Origin of the sequence: Lysinibacillus sp. NPDC097195 (assembly GCF_044762075.1) — a bacterium.
Classification (GTDB): Bacteria; Bacillota; Bacilli; order Bacillales_A; family Planococcaceae; genus Lysinibacillus.
Genome location: NZ_JBIWDP010000001.1, coordinates 1,561,816 through 1,581,873 on the forward strand (window position 1 = coordinate 1,561,816; position 20,058 = coordinate 1,581,873).

Here is a 20,058-nt window from a genome sequence, read left to right on the forward strand (position 1 = left end):
GTACAAAAGTACCGTTATTATTAAGAGTACGCAATTTATTTAGCAAAAATCCACTAACAATTTTCAAAGGAAGTGTTCTAATTATGGTAAAACGTAATGATCCATGCCCATGCGGTAGCGGCAAAAAATACAAAAAATGTTGTGAAGGTAAACAGCAAGTTACAGTAGAAGCTGTAGCAATCGAAGAACTAGAGCGTGTACTACAAACATTCTATCTAGAATATCCAGAACGCAAAGATGTTCGTGCTTATATCGAACATGTTGGTACATGGCAGCCTAAATTAGAGAGCGTACTACAACGTGAGCTGATTGAAGCGATTGCGTTAGACGACTTCTTCTTCCATCAAGAGCCATCTATTTGGAAAGGTTATTTAAAGAAAGCGAAGAAAAAGACGGTGAGACCTTCTACGTTAAAAGTGCTAGAAGGCTGGTCACAACCAACATTATTTATCGGTACAGTGACTGTTGTTGAGGAAAAATATTTTAAAGCGAGTCATGTTTTATCGAATGAAGAAATTTATATTCGTCGCGAAAATGATAAGCCAATTCCTGAGGGCATGCATGTCTTTGCATTCATCCTTCCTGATGGCACGAAGCAAGAAGCCCATTATTTAGCGGTGTCTACACTTATATTCTTCCCACAAGACCATGAAAAGGTATTTGTGAAACTAAAAGAAAACTTCGAGGCTTCTGATAAGAAGGTTCAAACATTCTTAAAAGAAGATCATCTTTCATTCTGGGAACTCCTTGTATCGAATGGCTATAAAGGTGAGGAATTCACTAGCTTCGAGAACGGTGTTATTGCACAAGTGAAGGAATTCCTTGAGCAAAATGAGCGTGAAACAGCGCCAATGCTTGAATTATTGGAAGATTACTTAATCGAAGGACAACCATCTGCACGTAAAGAAGCGGCCATCGCAGCAGGTGCCATTCGTTACGGTCAGGAAAAAGAGCTATTTGAATCGCTTTCTTTAACAGTAAAAGAAATTGCAGCGACTTTCGATATTTCTCCTTCCTCTTTAACAAAATACTATCAAGACTTAAGTCAATACGCTGAAACAAAATAATAAATAGAAAAAGTGTTAGATTGATTGCATTCAATCTAACACTTTTTTGCTATGGTGGTACTTTCACCTAGTTTTGTGGCGATTCTCATGAGTTTACTGGGTATTCATGGGCTTCTATCGGCGATTTCTCTAGGTTTACCGGCGATTCATAGACTTCTATCGGCGATTTTTCTAGGTTTACCGGCGATTCAGGGACTTCTATCAGCGATTTCTCATTGCCTATAAATAGAAAAAAGCTACGTATGTTATCTGCATTGCAGAACAACAAGGTAGCTTTTTCTATGGTAACCAACCATTTGTATTATTTCCGAACATATAGTTATTTATGCAAGTTCAGCACAATATATGATTATTTTCATGTATAAAAATTTCTGATTGGGTATTTTTGTGAGAGTTTTTACCATTAAAGCTTTATTTACTATATACTTTCATAAGCTCTTCCCCTAAAAATTGCAGTCGCTCCCCTACTGTACATGCCTCAATACAAAAACGATGGGCTCCTTGTTTCCCACGTTCTTTCCGCAGTTGCTTAATGACTAAGCAATCAGCACAGTACATATCATGTAGTTCATCAATATCTTTCATAACCATCACTTTATCCATTAAGAACATTCGCCCCTTTCACGTCCAAATTTCATGTCTTTCTATTATGAAGTGAACATTGTGTACAAGCAACTATTTTGTTCATCCTTATTTAACAAAAACTGTTTCATTCTTTTGGAGGTTGTCAAACAGCACGATTGCTGTACAATAAAATGGAAGTCTAATCGCAAAGTAGGGATTTTCATGTTAGAGGTCTATATCGATGCGGCAAGTGCAGGCAATCCTGGTCCTAGCGGCATTGGCATTTTTATTAAAGGAGAAGGCCATCACGTACAAATTAGTGAATACATCGGCCATACAAATAATCATATTGCCGAATTCACCGCCTTAGTGCGCGGCCTAGAGGAAGCACAAAAGCTTGGTTCAAATCTCGTCTCCGTCCGTTCCGATTCAAAAGTGGTCGTTGCATCTATAGAAAAAGAATATGTCAAAAACGAAGAATTTAAACCTTTTCTTGAGCAAGCATTAAAACTGGTTAGCAACTTTGATTTATTTTTCATCAAATGGATCCCAGATGGACAAAATAAAGCGGCCGATGCATTGGCACGCAACGCCATTCAAAGAGAAAAAAATTAATAAAAATATAGTGGGGATTGCTCGCTAAACAGCAATCCCCTATTCGATTATTTTTAATTCATTGTATGTTTCTAAAAGTCCACGATAGGAACTTTCTTCAGAAAACCAAAGTTTTTCATCGTTACAAAACTCTACAAATTTAAAAAATTCCTTTTTCAGCTCTTCTTTAAAAGGTTCAATTGGTACAAGAAAAGACTGATAACGATCAAGTTGAATTTCATAAAATTGCCCATTTTCTCGAATTGTAGTATCGATATAAGGATAATTATCCAAAAAAATGATATGATGATTGCTTCCATCATATCTACTTTCTAAAAGATAACTAAAAGTACTCCACGTATCTAACAAACATTCCGTTATTTGCGCTTCACCAAAAATAACCACATCATTATAAATCAAACTCACAAAGCCACATAGATAATCGCCTTCGTTTTCTTCTAAAATGTTGTATGCCTTATCAACTGCTAAAGGATTAGTAATAGGTACAGCATCAGTTATTACTTCTGGAAAATTGCTATCATATTGTCGACCAATAAATGTATTTATTTTTAGCGCATTCATAAAAGCACCCCGTTCCATGATGAGTCTTCTGTTATAATCTATTGTAGGGACAGCTCAAAAAAGTAATTCATCATATGTTTCTAATAGTGCTCGATATAAACTATCTTCGGCGAACTGTAGTTTTTCATTTTTACAAAACTCCACAAATTTAAAAAACTCCTTTTTCACCTCTTTTTTAAATAACTCTATAGGAACTAGAAAGCACTGGTGTCTATCCAAATGGATTTCATAATACTGACCATTTTCTTGAATGGTAGTATCGAAATAGGGATAATTATCTAAAAAAACAATCCTATGACTTCTTCCATCATAGTGAGTATCAAAAATATAAATTAAATCACACCACGTATCTAATAAATCTTCCGTTATTTGCTCTTCACCAAAAATCACCACATCATTATAAATCAAGCTGACAAAGCCACATAAGTAATCACCTTCATTTTCCTCTAAAATCTTCTGTGCCTTTTCCACAGCTAAAGGATTGGTAATCGGGTAACTTTCAATTTTATAAACAGGAGCATATATATCTTCTTCCCCTATAAATGTTTCGATTTTTAGTTTATTCATACGAAGCACCACACATTTTGAAAATGATTCATGTATTAAAAGTTAAATTTATCTATCTTCATGTTGAAGTAATTCATCATATGTTTCTATAATTCCCCGATATAAACTGTCTTCGGCGAACTGTAGTTTTTCATTTTTACAAAACTCCACAAATTTCATAAATTCTTTCTTCACTTCTTTTTTGAATGGCTCTTTAGGCAACAGATAGCGTCGAGAACTATCAAGTTGAATTTCATAAAATTGATCAATTTCTTGAATTGTAGTGTAGTAATAGGGATAATTATCTAAAAAATTTATCTCCTCTTTGCTCCCATCATAACTACTTTCTAAAATATTACTTAAACTACTCCACGTATCTAATAAACTTTCCGTTATTTGCTCTTCGCCAAAAATGACCACATCATTATAAATCAAACTGACAAAGCCACATAGATAATCGCCTTCGTTTTCTTTTAATATCTTCTGTGCCTTTTCCACTGCTAATGGATTGGTAATAGGAAAACTTGCGATTGTATAAACAGGGGCATTTAAATCTTCTTCGCCTATAAATGTTTCGATCTTTAGTTTATTCATACAAAGCACCACACTTTTTTTGAAAATGAGTCTTAAATTAAAGGTTTAAATTTGGGGACTGCTCGATAACTTCAAACAGTCTCCAGTCTATAATTTTGCCTTTTAAATATTTATCTTTCCTCTTGTTCAAGTAATTCATCATATGTTTCTAAAATTCCCCGATATAAACTGTCTTCGGCGAACTGTAGTTTTTCATTTTTACAAAACTCCACAAATTTCAAAAATTCTTTCTTCACTTCTTTTTTGAATGGCTCTTTAGGCAACAGATAGCGCTGAGAACTATCAAGTTGAATTTCATAAAATTGATCAATTTCTTGAATTGTAGTATCAGTAAAAGGATAATTATCTAAAAAAACAATTCTATGACTTCTTCCATCATAATGACTATCAAAAATATAGATTAAATCACACCAAGTATCTAATAAACTTTCGGTTATTTGCTCTTCACCAAAAATCACCACATCATTATAAATCAAACTGACAAAGCCACATAAGTAATCACCTTCATTTTCCTCTAAAATCTTCTGTGCCTTTTCCACAGCTAAAGGATTGGTAATCGGGTAACTTTCAATTTTGTAAACAGGAGCATTTAGATCTTCATCACCTATAAATGTTTCGATTTTTAGATTTTTCATATAAAACACCATACTTTCTACTTATTTTCCATTAGGATATGCTGAACTAACATGTCCATATTTATTAACCACTACTTTATATTCAATTCCATTTACTCTTGCAGTCACATCTATCCCCTCTTTTTTAGTTAGCTGTCTAGATATAGCAGATTTATTATTATTAATTACCTTTGTAACAATATTTTTAATATCATTAACCGACAAATCCGGATCAAAAAACGACTTATTTTCTTTTCCAGTCCAATAATTCGGATGATGTCTTTCTAAAATATGTCTCATTTTAGCTTTCGTAAAATAAACCTTTTTACCGCCGCCTACATCCAATGTGATATCTGTAAAGTTGGCTACAGCTTTTTTCGCCGCATCTTTTGATTTGCTGTAATATGAGCGTTTGCCAATTTGCAGGATTTTTTTAGTCCCGATTTTTTTTATTGTATATTGAATAATCGCACTACCGATTCTGTATACAATGGCATGTATAATCGATGCCTCTAATCTTGCAGGATTGCTTTCATACGTTTCCTGCGTTTCTAAATTCATAAAGATTGTACTATATTGGTCATCTTCCAGTTGTTGCATCGTCACACGATAATGGTTTTGCTCAACGATGCCGTTTTCTTCGATCACACTATCAATCACTATTTCTTCGCTTTCACTATCAAACTTGATGTCTAAATCGGCTTTTAAAGCCTCGGACTCAAAAGTTGTTTGGACAAGTAATTCGTTATTATATATTTCAATATTGCGAATATTTATCGTACTATCATCTGAATATATAAGATTTTTATTTAATTCATCGTATAGTTCTTGTTGATATGTTTCTGTATTAATGTTCTGAATATCATCTACGGAAATCATCACAATAGGCTCATCAGATACTACATCATCTTCCTGTGCAGCAATCAAATGGGGCCCAATATTTGCAAATAGCAACCCTGCAATAATAATAGATATGAAGTGTTTTTTCCATTTCATCGTTTCATTTCTCCTTTATTATTGTATAAATATTGTACCTTTGCCATATTCAGCTTCATTCCAAAAATCTTTTGTTACAGTATATTGTTGTAAGTAAGCATTGAAATTTACTTTTGTCTCAACCTCCTTATATGTTTCTTTCAACTGAATAAATAGATTTGTTGCATAGGCAGCTGCAAAAGAGGTTCCCGTAAAGTCAGATGCTCGCCCATTATGATTAATACTTAGTACATTCTCCCCGTGAAAAACATAATTAATTTTTCCAATAGCTGAAAAAGAGGAGCGTTTATTTTGTTCATTAATGGAACCAATGGATAGTACACCATCCAATTTTGCTGGATAGTCGGTTGCTAAACCATATGTATTGCCAGCTGCAGCGACAATAGTAATCCCTTGTTCTAATGCTTTGTTAATAGTAGATTCTAATTGTGCATTTGGTGTTTGAAAACCAAAACTAATATTCACGAAATCTACCTGTTTATCTATACACCAATCAATAGCTTCTATTAAATGGTCAATTGAGCCATTGCCTTTTTCATCTAACAGTTTAATATCATATATTTTTAATTTCTTACTAATTGGAGCTTTTTCTTTACCTACAATAATTCCCGCAACTGGCGTACCATGATTAAAATCATCAACAATCTTTTCTCCAGGATGAATGAGATTGACTTCTTCAAATATGACGCCTTGAAAGAAATCCAACTCTTTAGTAATACCACTATCCAGTACAGCTACTTTTATATAGTGGTTGTCACTTTTTATTGCCAATTGTCCAAGGGTTAAATAACAAAGAAAAAAAATAATCAGTGACAAAAAGACACCCAATTTTTTATTGATAGCGTTCACCACCTTGCTATGTAGTTGTTAAAATGAATTCCAACATGGATGGGCAGTTATTCTGTAGGCTTTTTCGTAGTGAAGTGATGGTCATGTTGGAAAATTAAAATAGATTTAGATAAAATCCTTTTAGTTCTCTACAAGACAAAATGAAGTTTTTCAAGAGAAGATTTTTTAAGATTATTCTAAATTCTCATTATAAAAAGTGTCAATCAATTTAATGGAGATTTCCATGCAAATTTTACATAATGGCGATTGCTATTAGTTTCGTGGCGTTTCTTAAGGATTTCGTGGCGTTTTCTATGGTTTTCTTGGCGATTTCCGGGGGTTTCGTGGCGTTAGCTGAAGTTTTACTGGCGATTCTTGAAGCGTCATCCCAGCGTTAATGTGTGCCCGCGGAAAACCCCGCGCGTAGCGAGGGTTGTGGCTTACGGTGTGCCCGCGGAAAGCATCCGCCCGAAGCGAAAATCAACGGCCCTATTTATCTCTATAAAAAAAGCCATCTCAAATGAGACAGCTTCTATCTTATTTTAAATTCCTTTGTAAAAAGGCTTTTGTCCGCTCGTGCTTTGGATTTGTAAAGAATGCTTCTGGATCGTTTGCTTCGATGATGTCGCCGCCATCCATAAAGACGACTTTGTTGGCGACTTCGCGGGCAAAGCCCATTTCGTGTGTCACAACAATCATTGTCATTTGATCTTCTGCTAAATCTTTCATCACTTTTAATACTTCGCCTGTCAGTTCTGGATCAAGGGCAGATGTCGGCTCATCAAATAATAAAATTTGAGGGTTCACCATTAGTGCACGTGCGATTGCAACGCGTTGTTTTTGACCGCCCGATAAATTCGCTGGATAAACTTGTGCTTTGTCAGCAAGACCGATTTTTTGTAGTAAATCCTGACAGCGCCGGCTAATGGCTTCAGCTGATTCTGTTTTCAGTAAGCCTGGCGCTATTTCAAGATTTTGCTGAACTGTTAAATGTGGGAATAGGTTAAAATGCTGAAATACCATACCCATTTTTGCCGTAATTTTTTTACTATCCTGTTGCTTGGCATATACGCCATCTCGGACTAAATAGTCACCATCGATACAAATGCTTCCCCCATTGATTTCTTCTAAATGAATTAAGCTTCGAAGCATGGTACTTTTACCAGATCCCGAAGGTCCAATAACCGCTACGACATCGTTTTTTTCTATATTAAATGTGATCGTCTTTAGCACCTCTAACGCGCCAAAGGATTTCTTCAAATTCGATACTTCAAGCAGTGCCATTCGTGTCACCTCTATTCAAATTTAAAACGTTTTTCTAGCCACTTAAAGAATATTGTTAAGACAAGCGTCATCACTAAATAGATAATACCTGCAATAAAGAACGGCACAATGGTAAAGTCACGGTTGACAGCTGTTTGTGCAAAATGCAGTAATTCCGGTACAGCGACAGCGTAAAGAAGTGCTGTGTCCTTAATTAACGTGACCGATTCATTCGATAAAGCCGGTAATGCTACGCGAAACATTTGTGGCAAAATAATGCGTGTCGTCGTTTGCCATTTTGATAATCCTAATACTTGTGCCGCTTCATATTGACCTTTATCGATCGCTAATAAGCCACCACGGAAAATTTCCGCAAAATAGGCGGCGTAATTTAAAATAAAGCCAAGACATGCAGCAACGAAACGATCAAGCACCATATATTCACCGATTACTGGTACCATCGGCAATCCGAAGCAGATTAATAACAATTGTAGTAACAGCGGTGTGCCACGCATGACATAAATATACGTATGAGCAAGCCAAGACAGTGGTTTGATACGACTTTTTGCGGCTAATGTAAGTAAGAAACCAAGTGGAATCGATACTACGATGGCGATAATGAACAACAGCACCGTCATTTTTGCACCATCAAGCATCGGCAAAATCATTGTTTGCCAGTAATCCGCCATAACTATTTTCCCTCCAAAAAGATAAGAGTTTCACGAGGAAACTCTTATCAGATAACATTCAATTATCTTGTACTAATAAAGAAATTCCTTTATTTCAATACTTTATCTTCACCGAACCATTTAGTAGAAATTTCAGCTGATGTACCATCTTCATTCATTTTATCTAAAGCGGCTTGAAGCTTTTCTAATAATGCTTCGTTGCCTGGTTTGACACCAATACCATATTGCTCAGGTGCTAGTGATTCATCTAATAATTTGAATGTTTCAGGCTCCTGCGTCATGTAATATTCCGCCACAACGGCATCAATAATGACTGCATCTAAGCGACCTGTTTTTAAATCGGTTAAAGCTAACACATTATCCGCAAACTCTGTAACATTTTTTACTTCTTTGTGGATTGGGTTGGCATTCAGTGCTTCCGCAGCTGAAGATTGTGCTTGAAGACCAACTTCTTTTCCTGCTAAATCGTTAAGTGTTTTAATCGATGATTTTTTTAATGTAATGACTGCTTGCGAATTTTCCAAATAAGGCTTTGTAAATAATACCTTTTCTTTGCGCTCATCTGTAATGGTATAACCGTTCCAAATTAAGTCGATACGACCGCTTATTAATTCTGCCTCTTTCGTTTTCCAATCGATTGGTTGAAATTCTGCTTCCATGCCCATATGTTCGGCAGCAGCACGTGCTAAGTCGATATCAAAGCCTACGATTTCGTTTTTATCATCACGGAATCCTAAGGGCGCAAACTTGTCATCGATTCCGATTATCACTTTATTTGTTGTTTTAGAAGAATCAGTCGAACTATCAGTGGCACTCGACTTGTCTCCAGAGTTACCACAAGCTGCTAGAGCAAGTATCGCTGTCAGCATGAAAAGTAATGTAAAAATGCGCTTCATGATTAAATATCCCCTTACTTAATAGATTGATTGCTATATAGCAGTAATACTTTCTCTTGCTAAACTACTAATGTGTTAAAGGATATCAAAATGATGTATTGTTGTCAATATCTTAATTGAATTATTAGAATATTAGATTTGAGTTTGATTTAAAAAACAGTTCAACCAGAATGCTCCGGTTGAACTGTTTAAATGTCTATATTATTTATGTTGTTGCTTTAACCACTCAATCGCAACATTGGCATGTAAAGCGGCGCCATACTTAAACATGTCCTCGTTTTGGCGCATCCTAGGATTGTGCACTGGCGCCTCACCTTCTTTACCTGTACCTAACACGACAAATGCGGAAGGGACTTCTTGGGAAATGTAAGAAAAGTCTTCTGAACCACCGAGATATCCGTTATCCACTACATTTTCGGAACCAACTACATGTTCTAAAAACGGCGTAATAGCATCGATAAATTGTGGATTATTATAGGTTGTTGGCGTATGGAATTCAATCGTACTGTATTGCCCGCGCCATGCTTTTACAGTATGGTCAATCATCTCTGTGATGCGTTGACATAAATGGTCGCGTGTTTTTTGGTCATAGCTACGCATATTGCCTTGTAAAACGGCTTTGTCTGGAATAATATTTGTCGCCGTACCACCACTCATAGCACCTACAGAAAATGTCACACTATGATTTGGATCTGCTTCTCGTGTCATTAATAAGTTTAAACTTGTATAAAGTTGATTCATTATCATATTCGCATCAATTGTTTTATGTGGTTGTGAGCTATGGCCACCATTACCTTGAATATTGACGATATAGGTATCCATCGCTTGCGTTAACGTTCCTTTATGGACAGATAATGTGCCCGCTTGTTGATCAGGCATAATGTGAATACCAAAAGCGGCATCTACTGTAGGGTTTTGTAGCAACCCATCATCTATCATGAGTTTAGAACCGTAGCCCCACTCTTCACCTGGTTGGAACAATAATTTAACTGTCCCCTTTAACTCCGCTTCACGGTCTTTCAAAATTTGAGCAGCCCCTAATAGCATGGCAACATGGGAATCATGACCACACGCATGCATCACACCAGGATTTTTTGATGTAAAATCACAGTCTACTTCTTCTTCGATTGGTAATGCATCCATATCTGCCCGCAAAAGAATACAAGGTGCTCCCTGTCCAATTGTTGCGACTACACCTGTACATTGGTTTTGCGAACCAAAACCTGCTATTTCGTATTTTGCTTGAATGTCAGGTGGCACAACCCCGCATTGCTTGTGTGCTATGCCCATTTCGTCAAGACGTTGTTGAATATATTTTTGCGTATTTGGCAGTTGAAAGCCAATTTCCGGATATTGATGTAAGTAGTGACGATCTTTAATAATTTGTTCTTCATATTTCTTTGAATGTTCTAAAATATTCATTCTGTAAATTCCCCTTTATTATTTAGAGTCTATTAGAATGGTCCTAACCCCATATAGTGCGCAATTAATATTAAAACAAATGCTGCGAAATGTAGTAATAAGAATAGTTTCACAGAAAACTTCACCCACGCCGCATAGCTAACATTCGACATACCTAGCGCTGCCATTAGCCCGCCTGATGTCGGCCATAAATAATTGGTAAAGCCATCACCAAATTGATAGACGACTACCATGACTTGTTGATTAATCCCTAATATTTTCCCTAAAGGCCCCATAATAGGCATTAAAATAATCGCCTTGCCACTGCCTGAAACAACGAAGAAGTTAAAGAAGATAACAACGATGAAAAGTACCAGTAATGTAATAATTGTGCCCGTATTACTTAGGACATTCGATAAAGAATGCACCGCTGTATCAATAATTTGCGCTTGCGTCATTAAAATCATAACTGAACGTGCAAAGCCGATTGCTAGACCTGTAGGCAATAATCTCGCCGCACCGACACCAAATGTTTCAGCAGCCTCGCTCGGATTAAGTTTTAAAATAATGACTAAGAAGATTGCATAGATAGCATAGACAGCAGAGAGTTCAGGCATGCCCCATCCAAGTTTAATAGCCCCGAATGCACTACCTACTAGTACAACAACTAAACCTAATAATGCGAACTTTCTAGAGAGCGTCAATTCTTCCTCTTCATACTCTGCGGTTTTTGAATTTTCTAACTCCTCTAAATATTCCTCAGCTACAATACTTTTACGAGGATCTGCCTTTGTTTTATTGGCATAGCGCAAAATATAGATGATGGAAATCAGAATAAAGACGATTAACGCAACAATACGAAACGCTAGTCCAGAATAAATCGGTAAACCGACGATTGTTTGACTTACCCCTGTCGTATAGAAATTGACAACGCCCGCAGTAAAACCAATAGCTAAACCGACAGTCGGAATGGCGAAAGCCGTAATACGGTCATACCCCAAGCCCATTACAACTGCCATTGCAAGCGGAATAAATGGAATACCCCCTTCTCCAAAACCGATTGTTCCTAATATCGAGAACAATACGAGTAAAGAGACGATAATGAGCTTTTCTTTCCCTGCTGCAACACTTAATAATTTATGGATGCCAGCTGCAATGGCACCAGACTTTTCAAGAATAAATAATGCGCCACTTGCAAATAGCAACATAACAATGATATCTGCGGATTGCACAACCCCGTTATGTAAAGCGGTGAAAAAATCCATAAACCCGATTGGCTTTGCTTGCGCCACATACGCAAATTTCTCTGTATTGAGTTCTGTGATCCCAGTATCCGGATTGACGTTCCGTTCATACTCCCCACTTGGTACAATCCATGATAGTAACACGACGAGTAGCATAACGAGCATAAACATAATGTAAACATGCGGGAAATTAATTCCCTTTCGTTTTTGCTTTGATGACATGTGAATTCCCCCAAATCCCCTTTGCGCTTGGCAAAATTATAGTTTAATTAATGCTGTAAATAAGTCCACACCTGATTCGATTAACTCATCGCGGAAATCGTATTCATGTGTATGAACATGCGGATACTCTTCACCATTACCAATAAAGCAATACGCTCCTTTTGTGCGCTTAGTAAAATGACCAAAATCTTCTGAGCCACGGAAAGCCTCGTCCAGCTCAATTAATGCCATGCTTTCAGCTTTGGCAGCAACACGAATTTTGTCTGCACTTTCTTTATGATTGAACGTTTCTGGGAATTCATCATTATAGTCAAAACTTACTTGTAATCCATATTGTTGTGCTTGCTCTTTGGCGAAATTCTCAAGGTTTTCTTGCAGTTGATTTAACTCATCTTCGTAAAGCGCGCGTATTGTTAAACGCAGCGTTCCTGTTGATGCAGCAATACCAAAGGCATTTTCCCCAACATCGATTTGTACAACGGTACAAAGAACGAGCCCTTTATTACGTTGTGAGGAAGTAAATTCAGGGATCATATTCACAAGATTAGCAATCGCAAATGCAGGATTAATGCCCTTTTCTGGCTGACTAGCATGTGTAGGCGAACCTTGCATATGAATCGTCATCCCTTTTGACGCACATAATGCCGTACCATCAATAATTCCTACCGCTTTATATGGTAGGCCACTCATATTATGGTAAGCAAAAATTTCATCGATCTTGTGCTCTTTAATGAAATCGACACATTGAATGGCTCCATCACCTGTTTCCTCAGCAGGCTGGAAAAGGAAAAAAATGTTTTTGTCTGCACCGTGTTGGTCGATTTCGAGTGCAAATCCCGCTAATGTGGCAGCGTGACCATCATGCCCACATTTATGCGCTTTTCCTGGAAATTGAGAAGACCAAGCAAGATCAATCACTTCATCCATTGGAAGGGCATCATAATCTGCTCGGAAAGCAATATTTTGTTTCGCTGATTGTGCATGATAGATGGCATAAAACCAGTTACCTTTATCAACAATCTCCAACTTTGTATACGTTTTCAAAAAGGAGATTAAATGCTGCTTTGTCCATACCTCTTCGTTCGAAAGTTCAGGATGTTGGTGTAATTCATGTCGCAATTGTTTCGCTAACTCAAAGTTTTGACTTTTCAATGTATATTTTCCTCCTAAAACAGCTGATTTTTCACCCTTCAAAACTCTTTATCTAGTAGGGTAATTCATCATCTAAATTTCTGTATATTGTATATTATATTTTATATTTTAATTTTTTCAACAAAAAAATAATTCTGCCTTTTTCAAGACAGAATTATTTTTTGTGTGTAAACGAGCAAATTTCTACTTAAAGTGGGATAAGCTCTGCTTTATCAATATTCCAATGTACTTCTTTCATGTAACGCTCTAATTCAACGATTTCACCTTTTGCAAACATTTCTACCATTTTGCGATGCTCGTTATTCGTTTGCGTCAAACGTTTCTTTGTTATTTCAGCCTCACCCGAATGATCAAAGTTTTTCAAAAATTTCTTTTGTAACTGCAATAGAAGATTTACAAGACTTTTATTCGGGCAAACGGATAAATAAACACCATGAAAAGCTTCCTGCATTTTATGATACATAGAGAAATTACCTGTATTAATAGCTAAATCAATACTTTGAATATAAAACTCCATTTCATTCATATGCTTCTCAGTTAAAAAAGGTGCAGCCAACGCTGCGGCCAAACCATCCAATGCGCCAATAATAAAATACGTTTCCTTTGCTTCTTCCGTTGTCAGACTTTTAATAATAAACCCTTTTCTCGGTACATTTTCTAATAGCCCCTCGGAAGAAAGCTGGATTAAAGCCTCCCTAACCGGCGTTCTACTGACATTCAAGCTTTCACTAATGGCACTTTCATTTACCTTTTTTCCTGCAATTAGATTGCCGTTATTAATTTGATCTACGATATAATTATAAACATGGTCTTTTAGTGATAAATAATTATTCATAAAGGTACCTCAATATATATTATTTTTTAATAATTCCTTTACAACTACTATACACTTTTTTCTAGTAATTTAACCATAGTCGTTGCAGATTAGTATTCAAATCTAGTAGTTTTCTATCCTATAATAATTTTTATCAATTATGTTCTATTTTCCATGTAATGCATTAAAAACGCTCGATCTTCTGGAAACGATAAATGCATTGTCTTTAAATCTTCAAGTGTTTTCCAAGCAATATCATAAATTAAGTTATCTGGGTCTTGAATCGTTCGTTCTCCCCCAATTATCTTCACTAAGAAATATTGAACTTCAATCGCTATATTATATGTACTTACTTTGCCTTGCTTCTTCTTTATTTCATCGACTATTTCAACAATAAATCCAGTCTCTTCTTGAAATTCTCTAAGGCAACATGCTTCATACGTTTCATTAGGTTCTAATCCACCTGATGGTACCGTCCATGTTTTCTCTTCTTCTGGCTTTCCTTGTAATACCATTAACAGTTCATTCTGTTCATTTATACAAATGCCTGAAGAGCCAAACCATTGATCCATCTATACTCCCCCTATGTCCAAGTTTTTTCATTTTGATTCTTGGTTCTATAATTCCACAAAAAAAGCGTTATTCCCTTTTTAGGAATAACACCTGAATTGACTTGATACATGTCTCCTTAATAAACATTCTTACTGTAATGTCCTTCTACATAGCCACCTACTGGAGAATTTTTTGTACCTAGTTTTTCATTTCATTGATTTGCTCAAGGGCAAAGACGACTTATTTACAATGTAAATATTCCCAAATTTATATTGAGGAATGATAGCTAAAGATTTAATATTAATTGTGTCAACCTTATTGCCCAACTTAAAATCATTATATTTTTTGTAATATAAAGGAAAATTAGCTTCCCAGACTCGCCATTTCATTAAATTGGTATAATACTACTTCGGTACTTCAATAAAAATAATGAATCGGCAAAGATTATGGTAATGATTATTTTTCAAAAGAAACACATCATTATATGGTGTTTTAAAGGAGTGACCAAATGATAGAAACTATCTCAATAAATAAATTATGTACAGCCCAAAAGCAAACGAATTTTGTCATGTTAATCCCTAAACTACCGGCAACATACGCAATTGATAATATTACTGTAAGAAAAGAATCGCCTACCGTACGTTCTTCGTTGCGCTTTGAAATAAAAAATAAAACAGGCATCATAAGAATTAAACAGTTCTTTTATGATTGGGCAGTCCCTGTCATTACCGCTGATACAAATCTAGTAGCTCAAGGCAAATCTTTTCAAATTGATGGTATAGTGGGATTTTTAGGAACGGATTATAAAGGCAATCAAGCTGTATGCTTTGCTAAATGGTTTACTACAATCGAACTATCTGTTTTACAAGGGGTTTATCAGGAAGAAGAACTGTTGTTCATTTTGAAAAGGTTAGAACCCATTGATCCATCCTCTATAGAAAGCTTAGGCAGGCAATCATTTGCTACAAGCAGCTTTACTTCACGTTATAAAAAACCTAAATGGGATAAAGAAGATGAAGTTACTAGAGTCACTTGGTTCAACCATGACACTGCGCTTTTAAAAGATTCGTTAACAGCATTTCCTATAGCTCCTCCTGCAATCGTAGAGGAATACTTTTTAGATTCGATCGGCTTTCAAACGTATTCTTGCGGTTCAGAATTACACCTACTATATAGATCTAAAACAAACTATACGGATGGATTTTGGCTGTGGGTTGCCCCTAAAGCACTATCTGATCCGCTTCCGAAGCTGACTGGACATAATATTGGTAAAAGGCAGAGTTGGAATATAAAAAAGATACAAAGTAACAAAAAAAGTTGCCCCATTAAAGAATTTATCGTATGTAGACAAAACACTACCTATAATGGTTGGAGGATACATTGGGAAAGAGAGCATTATATCTATCACTTATATGTAAGACCTTCTACTGAATTCACACTTAGCAAACTTTATAATTTTTTAGTTTTATTACATTCGAAATATTGAAAAAAAAGCAGCCATTTTCAAAATGGCTGCTTTTTTTTTCACATGGGAACTGCATGAAGTCGTTTTTATGCCCCCCGATATTTCCCTAACATAATTTCATCATAGTATTTATCTAATTGCGGTAAACCTAATTCTTCTGCTATTTTAAGCTCAGCTTCCTTATCATATTCCACCCTAATAAATTGAATGGCATTGTTTGCGCATGTTCCATCCAGAATGGCATATGAGGCTGTCGTCAAGTCGAGTGAATTTCCTACACTTCCAACGTTACATAGAATGCCATTTGTGTATGTATGTAAAAAAGTTGTATGAATATCGCCGTAAAACACAATATCAGGTTTATTGTTTGAATTAGTTAATTCGCTATTTTCAAACATCGATAAACGCTTTTCAATTGGATGACTATGCAAAATACGTTCAAATTCACTTCTAGGAGACGCGTGGAAAAACCTGATGAATTGTCCGTTTAATTCAAGGTCTATATGAAATGGCAAGGAATTTAGATATTGATAATCTTCTTCTGTTAATCGATCTTTGTACCATTGGAGAAATGCATTATCAGTAGGCGCTTGTATAAATACATCCCAATTTCCTCGAACAACTCGCTCACAATGCTTTTGAATGAGTTCTATACATGCAGACCCTTGTGGCCCTTTACCAATTAAATCACCTAAGCAGAAAATTCTGTCGATATTTCTAAATCGAATGTCTTTTAAAACGGCTTCCAATGCTGTTTTATTTCCGTGGATATCTGAGATGATGGCAATTTTCGTCACTTCGCTTCCCCCTCACCAATTCTATTTATTCTCTATTTATTATTCGTCAATTACACATTGTATTCCTTTAAGGATTTCCTATCACCGGAAAAACAGTTAGTATATCCCTTAATTCTTTTGTGAGTTTTTGTAAATACGATTGGTCAGATTTAAAATCAACGTGTAATACAGCGCCATAGCCCGCGGGATAACAAGTCCGAACTGTCCAAAATAAATGCCCCTTATCATTTATTACGCATTCAATATTAATATAATTATCTAAATTTTTCAGGATGGCTTTCCCTCTTAAATTGCTTTTAATACTATTTAATTCATCAAGGAAATCCTGTAATTCATCAGTTCTTATATCTGCATTAAATTTCACAACATAGCCAGGAATATTGACGTTTATTGTAGAAACAACCCAATTTACATCCCAATAATCTGTGCTTTCAGGATAAGATCTCGTTAACACTTCAATCTCTACGCTTTCATTATCCTCACCGATTAAATGAAATTTCATGACATGACCTCCTGTTCTAAATTGACTTGCATCTAAAGTGTACCTTTAAATTTCTCAGGCTTTTTTACATAGCTTTCGAGAATAAACCCACAGTCCGTACAAAGAATGTATTCAATTTCTGATCCAAAGCTCATCCTATTAGATGGAACCATCACTGCATATCCACTATGTTTACCTTTTCCTAATTCAGTTCCACCGCACTTTGGGCATTCTGTTATGTTTTCAAACTGTTTCATATGACTCCTCCTTTTGAATTCCCTAGCTCTTTAATGAATTTACGTTGGAACAATAATTTAGTTTCATTTTTTCAGACAATAATAATTCTATTCCTCCCCGTATAAGCAATCCCTATGTGAAACAGTCATTCCCTGTCGATTTATATATATTAAAATAATATATCAATAGCGAATCCACGATTTCAAACAAAAGAAGTATTATAGATACATGTTTGTGTCCATTTTGTTAAAGATGTATTTTATATATTGCTTTAAACGTTTTTTAGGCATATAGTAAATGCACGAAAGGACGTGTTCAACATGTTAGATCAACACACAATTAACGTTATTAAATCAACAGTACCAGTATTAGAGGTGCACGGCGTAGCCATCACAAAAACTTTCTATCACAACTTATTCAAGGATAATCCATCATTATTAAATATTTTTAATCACACTAACCAAACACAAGGTCGCCAACAAGGTGCTTTAGCCAATACAGTTTATGCGGCAGCTCAGCATATCGATAATTTAGAACCAATCGTACCAGTCGTTGTACAAATTGCACATAAACACGTGAGTCTTGGCGTGTTACCTGAGCATTACCCAATTGTAGGACAATACCTGCTAGCAGCCATCAAAGAAGTTCTAGGTGATGCAGCAACTGATGAAATTATTGAAGCATGGGGTAAAGCTTATGGCGTTATTGCAGATATCTTTATTTCAGTAGAAGAAGATTTATATCAAGCAGCTGAACAAAACAATGGCTGGCGTGCATTTAAACAATTTAAAATTGCTCGCACTGTAAAAGAAAGTGATGATGTAACTTCATTCTATTTACAGCCAACAGACGGCTCAAAAGTTCCAGCTTACAAACCAGGACAATATGTCTCAATTCGTGTAACTGCTCCAGGTGAAGAGTACTTATTAAATCGTCAATATACATTATCACAGCCAAGCAATGAACAAGAATTCCGTATTTCAGTAAAACGTGAAAGCGCGCATAACCCTAAAGGGAAAGTTTCAAACTTCTTACACGAAGCTGCACTTGGTACAACGCTTGATGTAAGTGCGCCAGCGGGTGTCTTCACATATGAGCCAACAAATGCACCGGTTCTTTTCATCAGCGGTGGTATTGGTGTAACACCGTTAAATGCGATGTTACAAACAATCCAAAACAAAGAAAACGTGACATTTATTCAATGTGCACGTAATGAAAATGTACTGGCTTTCCATGAAGATATTCAAAATAAAATGAACGCTTTAAACGGCCCAACTGGTTTAAGCAAGCTATTCAGTGTCTTCAAAAAAGACAGCAATGCACATCATAAAGTGTTATATTCTGATAAAAATGAGTACATTAACGCAAACATCCTACGCCCACTTTTAACAAAAGATACACAAGTATACATTTGTGGACCAACACCATTTATGGAAGCAGCGATTAACGCTTTACATGAATGCAATATCGCTGATAGTCAAATTCATTATGAATTCTTCGGTCCTGCCCTCCAATTAAATACAAAATAAAAAAAAGAACTAGCCCTGCGATGTGCATGGCTAGTTTTTTAATACTTAAGTCTTACTTTACCCATTTATCATTTCAATATAATATCAATTGTATCCTTAATGTTATTTTGTTGACATCGAACTGTAATATTAGCGTGTTAATATCATTATTGTACCAAGTAATACGTTTTAATGTTTTTAGGAGGATACATATTATGAAAAAAATTAAAAAAAATAAGTGGGGGATGAAATTAGCAGTATTAGCTTTAGGCTCTTCTGTACTTTTTTCAACAATCGACACAGCATCAGCTGCAACATATACAGTTAAATCTGGTGATTCCTTATGGAAAATTGCCAGTCAAAATGGCATTACTTATCAAACATTGATGAGATGGAACAACCTAACTTCATCGAACATTCGAGTAGGACAAAAATTAACACTAAATAGCACAGCCAATAAGGCTCCTAGCACCCCTGCTAAAACACCAGCAAACCTGATTCAAGTTGCGAAACAGCAATTAGGTGTAAAATATACATTCGGTGGCAGTAAACCGAGCACAGGCTTTGATTGCTCGGGCTATATCACGTATGTATTTAACAATGCTGGTATTCCAACGAGCCGTAAATCTGCAGCAGGCTTTTACTACGCAGCGAAAAAGGTAAGTTCACCACAAGTAGGTGATTTAGTATTTTTCGCGAATACTTATAAACCAGGTATTTCGCATGCAGGTATTTACATCGGCAATAACCAAATGATCAACGCAAGTGACGGCGGTGTTAGTATCGCTAACATTAACAGCACCTACTGGAAGAAATACTTTGTAGGTTACGGTCGTTTATAATGAAGAAAAACAGTTAGGCATGTCCTAACTGTTTTTCTTCATTATAGGCTTTGTTCGTATTGATTGTTGCTAAGGCTAATTGAAAAAGAGACAGCATTTTCGCTGTTTCG

At 35.9% G+C, this 20,058-nt stretch carries 23 protein-coding genes; 5 read left to right on the top strand and 18 right to left on the bottom strand.

From position 1 onward, the window contains the following. Positions 1-83 precede the first annotated feature (83 nt). On the top strand, positions 84-1,067 hold the full coding sequence (locus ACIQXI_RS08090) for an SEC-C domain-containing protein (RefSeq protein ID WP_402923301.1): 984 nt from the start codon (positions 84-86) through the stop codon (positions 1,065-1,067). 411 nt (positions 1,068-1,478) lie between these two features. Here the strand turns inward: ACIQXI_RS08090 and ACIQXI_RS08095 are convergent, their stop codons facing one another. After that, positions 1,479-1,670, bottom strand: coding sequence for a zinc-finger domain-containing protein (locus tag ACIQXI_RS08095; RefSeq protein ID WP_231786000.1), 192 nt, complete (start codon positions 1,668-1,670; stop codon positions 1,479-1,481). Between the two features lie 183 nt (positions 1,671-1,853). On the opposite strand from ACIQXI_RS08095, the gene ACIQXI_RS08100 reads away from it, so the two are divergent. Then, positions 1,854-2,246, top strand: a complete 393-nt coding sequence (locus ACIQXI_RS08100; RefSeq protein ID WP_402923303.1) for a ribonuclease HI family protein — start codon at positions 1,854-1,856, stop codon at positions 2,244-2,246. Positions 2,247-2,285: 39 nt separating this feature from the next. On the opposite strand, the gene ACIQXI_RS08105 is transcribed toward ACIQXI_RS08100, so the two are convergent. From ACIQXI_RS08105 to ACIQXI_RS08170, 14 genes are all read right to left on the bottom strand, one after another. Then, on the bottom strand, positions 2,286-2,807 hold the full coding sequence (locus ACIQXI_RS08105) for a hypothetical protein (RefSeq protein ID WP_402923305.1): 522 nt from the start codon (positions 2,805-2,807) through the stop codon (positions 2,286-2,288). Between the two features lie 54 nt (positions 2,808-2,861). Next, on the bottom strand, positions 2,862-3,374 hold the full coding sequence (locus tag ACIQXI_RS08110) for a hypothetical protein (RefSeq protein ID WP_402923307.1): 513 nt from the start codon (positions 3,372-3,374) through the stop codon (positions 2,862-2,864). A 48-nt stretch (positions 3,375-3,422) separates the two neighbouring features. Further along, on the bottom strand, positions 3,423-3,947 hold the full coding sequence (locus tag ACIQXI_RS08115) for a hypothetical protein (RefSeq protein ID WP_402923309.1): 525 nt from the start codon (positions 3,945-3,947) through the stop codon (positions 3,423-3,425). Between the two features lie 110 nt (positions 3,948-4,057). Further along, positions 4,058-4,582, bottom strand: coding sequence for a hypothetical protein (locus ACIQXI_RS08120; protein WP_402923311.1), 525 nt, complete (start codon positions 4,580-4,582; stop codon positions 4,058-4,060). A 21-nt stretch (positions 4,583-4,603) separates the two neighbouring features. Further along, the gene (locus tag ACIQXI_RS08125) at positions 4,604-5,557 is read right to left on the bottom strand and encodes an SAR2788 family putative toxin (RefSeq protein WP_402923313.1); all 954 of its coding nucleotides are present in this window, start codon (positions 5,555-5,557) and stop codon (positions 4,604-4,606) included. 18 nt (positions 5,558-5,575) lie between these two features. Then, positions 5,576-6,373 (bottom strand): S8 family peptidase, encoded by a 798-nt coding sequence (locus ACIQXI_RS08130; RefSeq protein WP_402923314.1) that lies wholly within the window; start codon positions 6,371-6,373, stop codon positions 5,576-5,578. A gap of 549 nt (positions 6,374-6,922) precedes the next feature. Further along, positions 6,923-7,669, bottom strand: coding sequence for an amino acid ABC transporter ATP-binding protein (locus ACIQXI_RS08135; RefSeq protein ID WP_402923316.1), 747 nt, complete (start codon positions 7,667-7,669; stop codon positions 6,923-6,925). A gap of 11 nt (positions 7,670-7,680) precedes the next feature. Next, positions 7,681-8,337 (bottom strand): amino acid ABC transporter permease, encoded by a 657-nt coding sequence (locus tag ACIQXI_RS08140; protein WP_402923317.1) that lies wholly within the window; start codon positions 8,335-8,337, stop codon positions 7,681-7,683. 89 nt (positions 8,338-8,426) lie between these two features. After that, positions 8,427-9,233, bottom strand: coding sequence for a transporter substrate-binding domain-containing protein (locus ACIQXI_RS08145; RefSeq protein WP_402923319.1), 807 nt, complete (start codon positions 9,231-9,233; stop codon positions 8,427-8,429). A gap of 201 nt (positions 9,234-9,434) precedes the next feature. Next, positions 9,435-10,655: a M20 metallopeptidase family protein gene (locus ACIQXI_RS08150; RefSeq protein WP_402923321.1), complete on the bottom strand. Its 1,221-nt coding sequence runs from the start codon at positions 10,653-10,655 to the stop codon at positions 9,435-9,437. 32 nt (positions 10,656-10,687) lie between these two features. Beyond that, on the bottom strand, positions 10,688-12,100 hold the full coding sequence (locus ACIQXI_RS08155) for a YfcC family protein (protein WP_402923323.1): 1,413 nt from the start codon (positions 12,098-12,100) through the stop codon (positions 10,688-10,690). A gap of 36 nt (positions 12,101-12,136) precedes the next feature. Continuing rightward, positions 12,137-13,252, bottom strand: a complete 1,116-nt coding sequence (locus ACIQXI_RS08160; RefSeq protein ID WP_402923325.1) for a M20 metallopeptidase family protein — start codon at positions 13,250-13,252, stop codon at positions 12,137-12,139. A gap of 187 nt (positions 13,253-13,439) precedes the next feature. Then, positions 13,440-14,087 carry a GntR family transcriptional regulator gene (locus ACIQXI_RS08165; protein ID WP_402923327.1) on the bottom strand — a complete coding sequence of 216 codons (648 nt, stop codon included), beginning with the start codon at positions 14,085-14,087 and terminating at the stop codon, positions 13,440-13,442. Between the two features lie 137 nt (positions 14,088-14,224). Further along, entirely contained in the window at positions 14,225-14,638 is a 414-nt protein-coding gene (locus ACIQXI_RS08170) for an NUDIX hydrolase (protein WP_402923329.1), read from the bottom strand. A gap of 488 nt (positions 14,639-15,126) precedes the next feature. Here ACIQXI_RS08170 and ACIQXI_RS08175 point away from each other — a divergent pair, with 488 nt between their 5' ends. Further along, on the top strand, positions 15,127-16,104 hold the full coding sequence (locus ACIQXI_RS08175; RefSeq protein WP_402923331.1) for a hypothetical protein: 978 nt from the start codon (positions 15,127-15,129) through the stop codon (positions 16,102-16,104). Between the two features lie 65 nt (positions 16,105-16,169). Here ACIQXI_RS08175 and ACIQXI_RS08180 read toward each other — a convergent pair whose 3' ends face one another. The 3 genes from ACIQXI_RS08180 to ACIQXI_RS08190 all read right to left on the bottom strand — a co-directional run bounded on the left by ACIQXI_RS08180 (position 16,170) and on the right by ACIQXI_RS08190 (position 17,618). Then, positions 16,170-16,880, bottom strand: coding sequence for a metallophosphoesterase family protein (locus ACIQXI_RS08180; protein ID WP_402923333.1), 711 nt, complete (start codon positions 16,878-16,880; stop codon positions 16,170-16,172). Between the two features lie 67 nt (positions 16,881-16,947). Continuing rightward, positions 16,948-17,382 (bottom strand): WapI family immunity protein, encoded by a 435-nt coding sequence (locus ACIQXI_RS08185; protein WP_402923335.1) that lies wholly within the window; start codon positions 17,380-17,382, stop codon positions 16,948-16,950. A 32-nt stretch (positions 17,383-17,414) separates the two neighbouring features. Then, the gene (locus ACIQXI_RS08190) at positions 17,415-17,618 is read right to left on the bottom strand and encodes a transcription initiation factor TFIIIB (RefSeq protein WP_402923337.1); all 204 of its coding nucleotides are present in this window, start codon (positions 17,616-17,618) and stop codon (positions 17,415-17,417) included. A 300-nt stretch (positions 17,619-17,918) separates the two neighbouring features. Between ACIQXI_RS08190 and hmpA the strand changes: the two genes are divergently transcribed. Together hmpA and ACIQXI_RS08200 are read left to right on the top strand one after the other, a co-directional pair. After that, positions 17,919-19,127 (top strand): NO-inducible flavohemoprotein, encoded by a 1,209-nt coding sequence (gene hmpA / locus ACIQXI_RS08195; protein WP_402923339.1) that lies wholly within the window; start codon positions 17,919-17,921, stop codon positions 19,125-19,127. 194 nt (positions 19,128-19,321) lie between these two features. Then, positions 19,322-19,948, top strand: coding sequence for a C40 family peptidase (locus tag ACIQXI_RS08200; RefSeq protein ID WP_402923341.1), 627 nt, complete (start codon positions 19,322-19,324; stop codon positions 19,946-19,948). Positions 19,949-20,058: the final 110 nt, after the last annotated feature.

Bases quoted from the DNA above. Each gene is read 5' to 3' on its own strand.
- ACIQXI_RS08090 (WP_402923301.1), top strand. From the start codon at position 84: ATGGTAAAACGTAATGATCCATGCCCATGCGGTAGCGGCAAAAAATAC.
- ACIQXI_RS08095 (WP_231786000.1), bottom strand. From the start codon at position 1,670: ATGGATAAAGTGATGGTTATGAAAGATATTGATGAACTACATGATATG.
- ACIQXI_RS08100 (WP_402923303.1), top strand. From the start codon at position 1,854: ATGTTAGAGGTCTATATCGATGCGGCAAGTGCAGGCAATCCTGGTCCT.
- ACIQXI_RS08105 (WP_402923305.1), bottom strand. From the start codon at position 2,807: ATGAATGCGCTAAAAATAAATACATTTATTGGTCGACAATATGATAGC.
- ACIQXI_RS08110 (WP_402923307.1), bottom strand. From the start codon at position 3,374: ATGAATAAACTAAAAATCGAAACATTTATAGGGGAAGAAGATATATAT.
- ACIQXI_RS08115 (WP_402923309.1), bottom strand. From the start codon at position 3,947: ATGAATAAACTAAAGATCGAAACATTTATAGGCGAAGAAGATTTAAAT.
- ACIQXI_RS08120 (WP_402923311.1), bottom strand. From the start codon at position 4,582: ATGAAAAATCTAAAAATCGAAACATTTATAGGTGATGAAGATCTAAAT.
- ACIQXI_RS08125 (WP_402923313.1), bottom strand. From the start codon at position 5,557: ATGAAATGGAAAAAACACTTCATATCTATTATTATTGCAGGGTTGCTA.
- ACIQXI_RS08135 (WP_402923316.1), bottom strand. From the start codon at position 7,669: ATGGCACTGCTTGAAGTATCGAATTTGAAGAAATCCTTTGGCGCGTTA.
- ACIQXI_RS08140 (WP_402923317.1), bottom strand. From the start codon at position 8,337: ATGGCGGATTACTGGCAAACAATGATTTTGCCGATGCTTGATGGTGCA.
- ACIQXI_RS08145 (WP_402923319.1), bottom strand. From the start codon at position 9,233: ATGAAGCGCATTTTTACATTACTTTTCATGCTGACAGCGATACTTGCT.
- ACIQXI_RS08150 (WP_402923321.1), bottom strand. From the start codon at position 10,655: ATGAATATTTTAGAACATTCAAAGAAATATGAAGAACAAATTATTAAA.
- ACIQXI_RS08155 (WP_402923323.1), bottom strand. From the start codon at position 12,100: ATGTCATCAAAGCAAAAACGAAAGGGAATTAATTTCCCGCATGTTTAC.
- ACIQXI_RS08165 (WP_402923327.1), bottom strand. From the start codon at position 14,087: ATGAATAATTATTTATCACTAAAAGACCATGTTTATAATTATATCGTA.
- ACIQXI_RS08170 (WP_402923329.1), bottom strand. From the start codon at position 14,638: ATGGATCAATGGTTTGGCTCTTCAGGCATTTGTATAAATGAACAGAAT.
- ACIQXI_RS08175 (WP_402923331.1), top strand. From the start codon at position 15,127: ATGATAGAAACTATCTCAATAAATAAATTATGTACAGCCCAAAAGCAA.
- ACIQXI_RS08185 (WP_402923335.1), bottom strand. From the start codon at position 17,382: ATGAAATTTCATTTAATCGGTGAGGATAATGAAAGCGTAGAGATTGAA.
- ACIQXI_RS08190 (WP_402923337.1), bottom strand. From the start codon at position 17,618: ATGAAACAGTTTGAAAACATAACAGAATGCCCAAAGTGCGGTGGAACT.
- hmpA (WP_402923339.1), top strand. From the start codon at position 17,919: ATGTTAGATCAACACACAATTAACGTTATTAAATCAACAGTACCAGTA.
- ACIQXI_RS08200 (WP_402923341.1), top strand. From the start codon at position 19,322: ATGAAAAAAATTAAAAAAAATAAGTGGGGGATGAAATTAGCAGTATTA.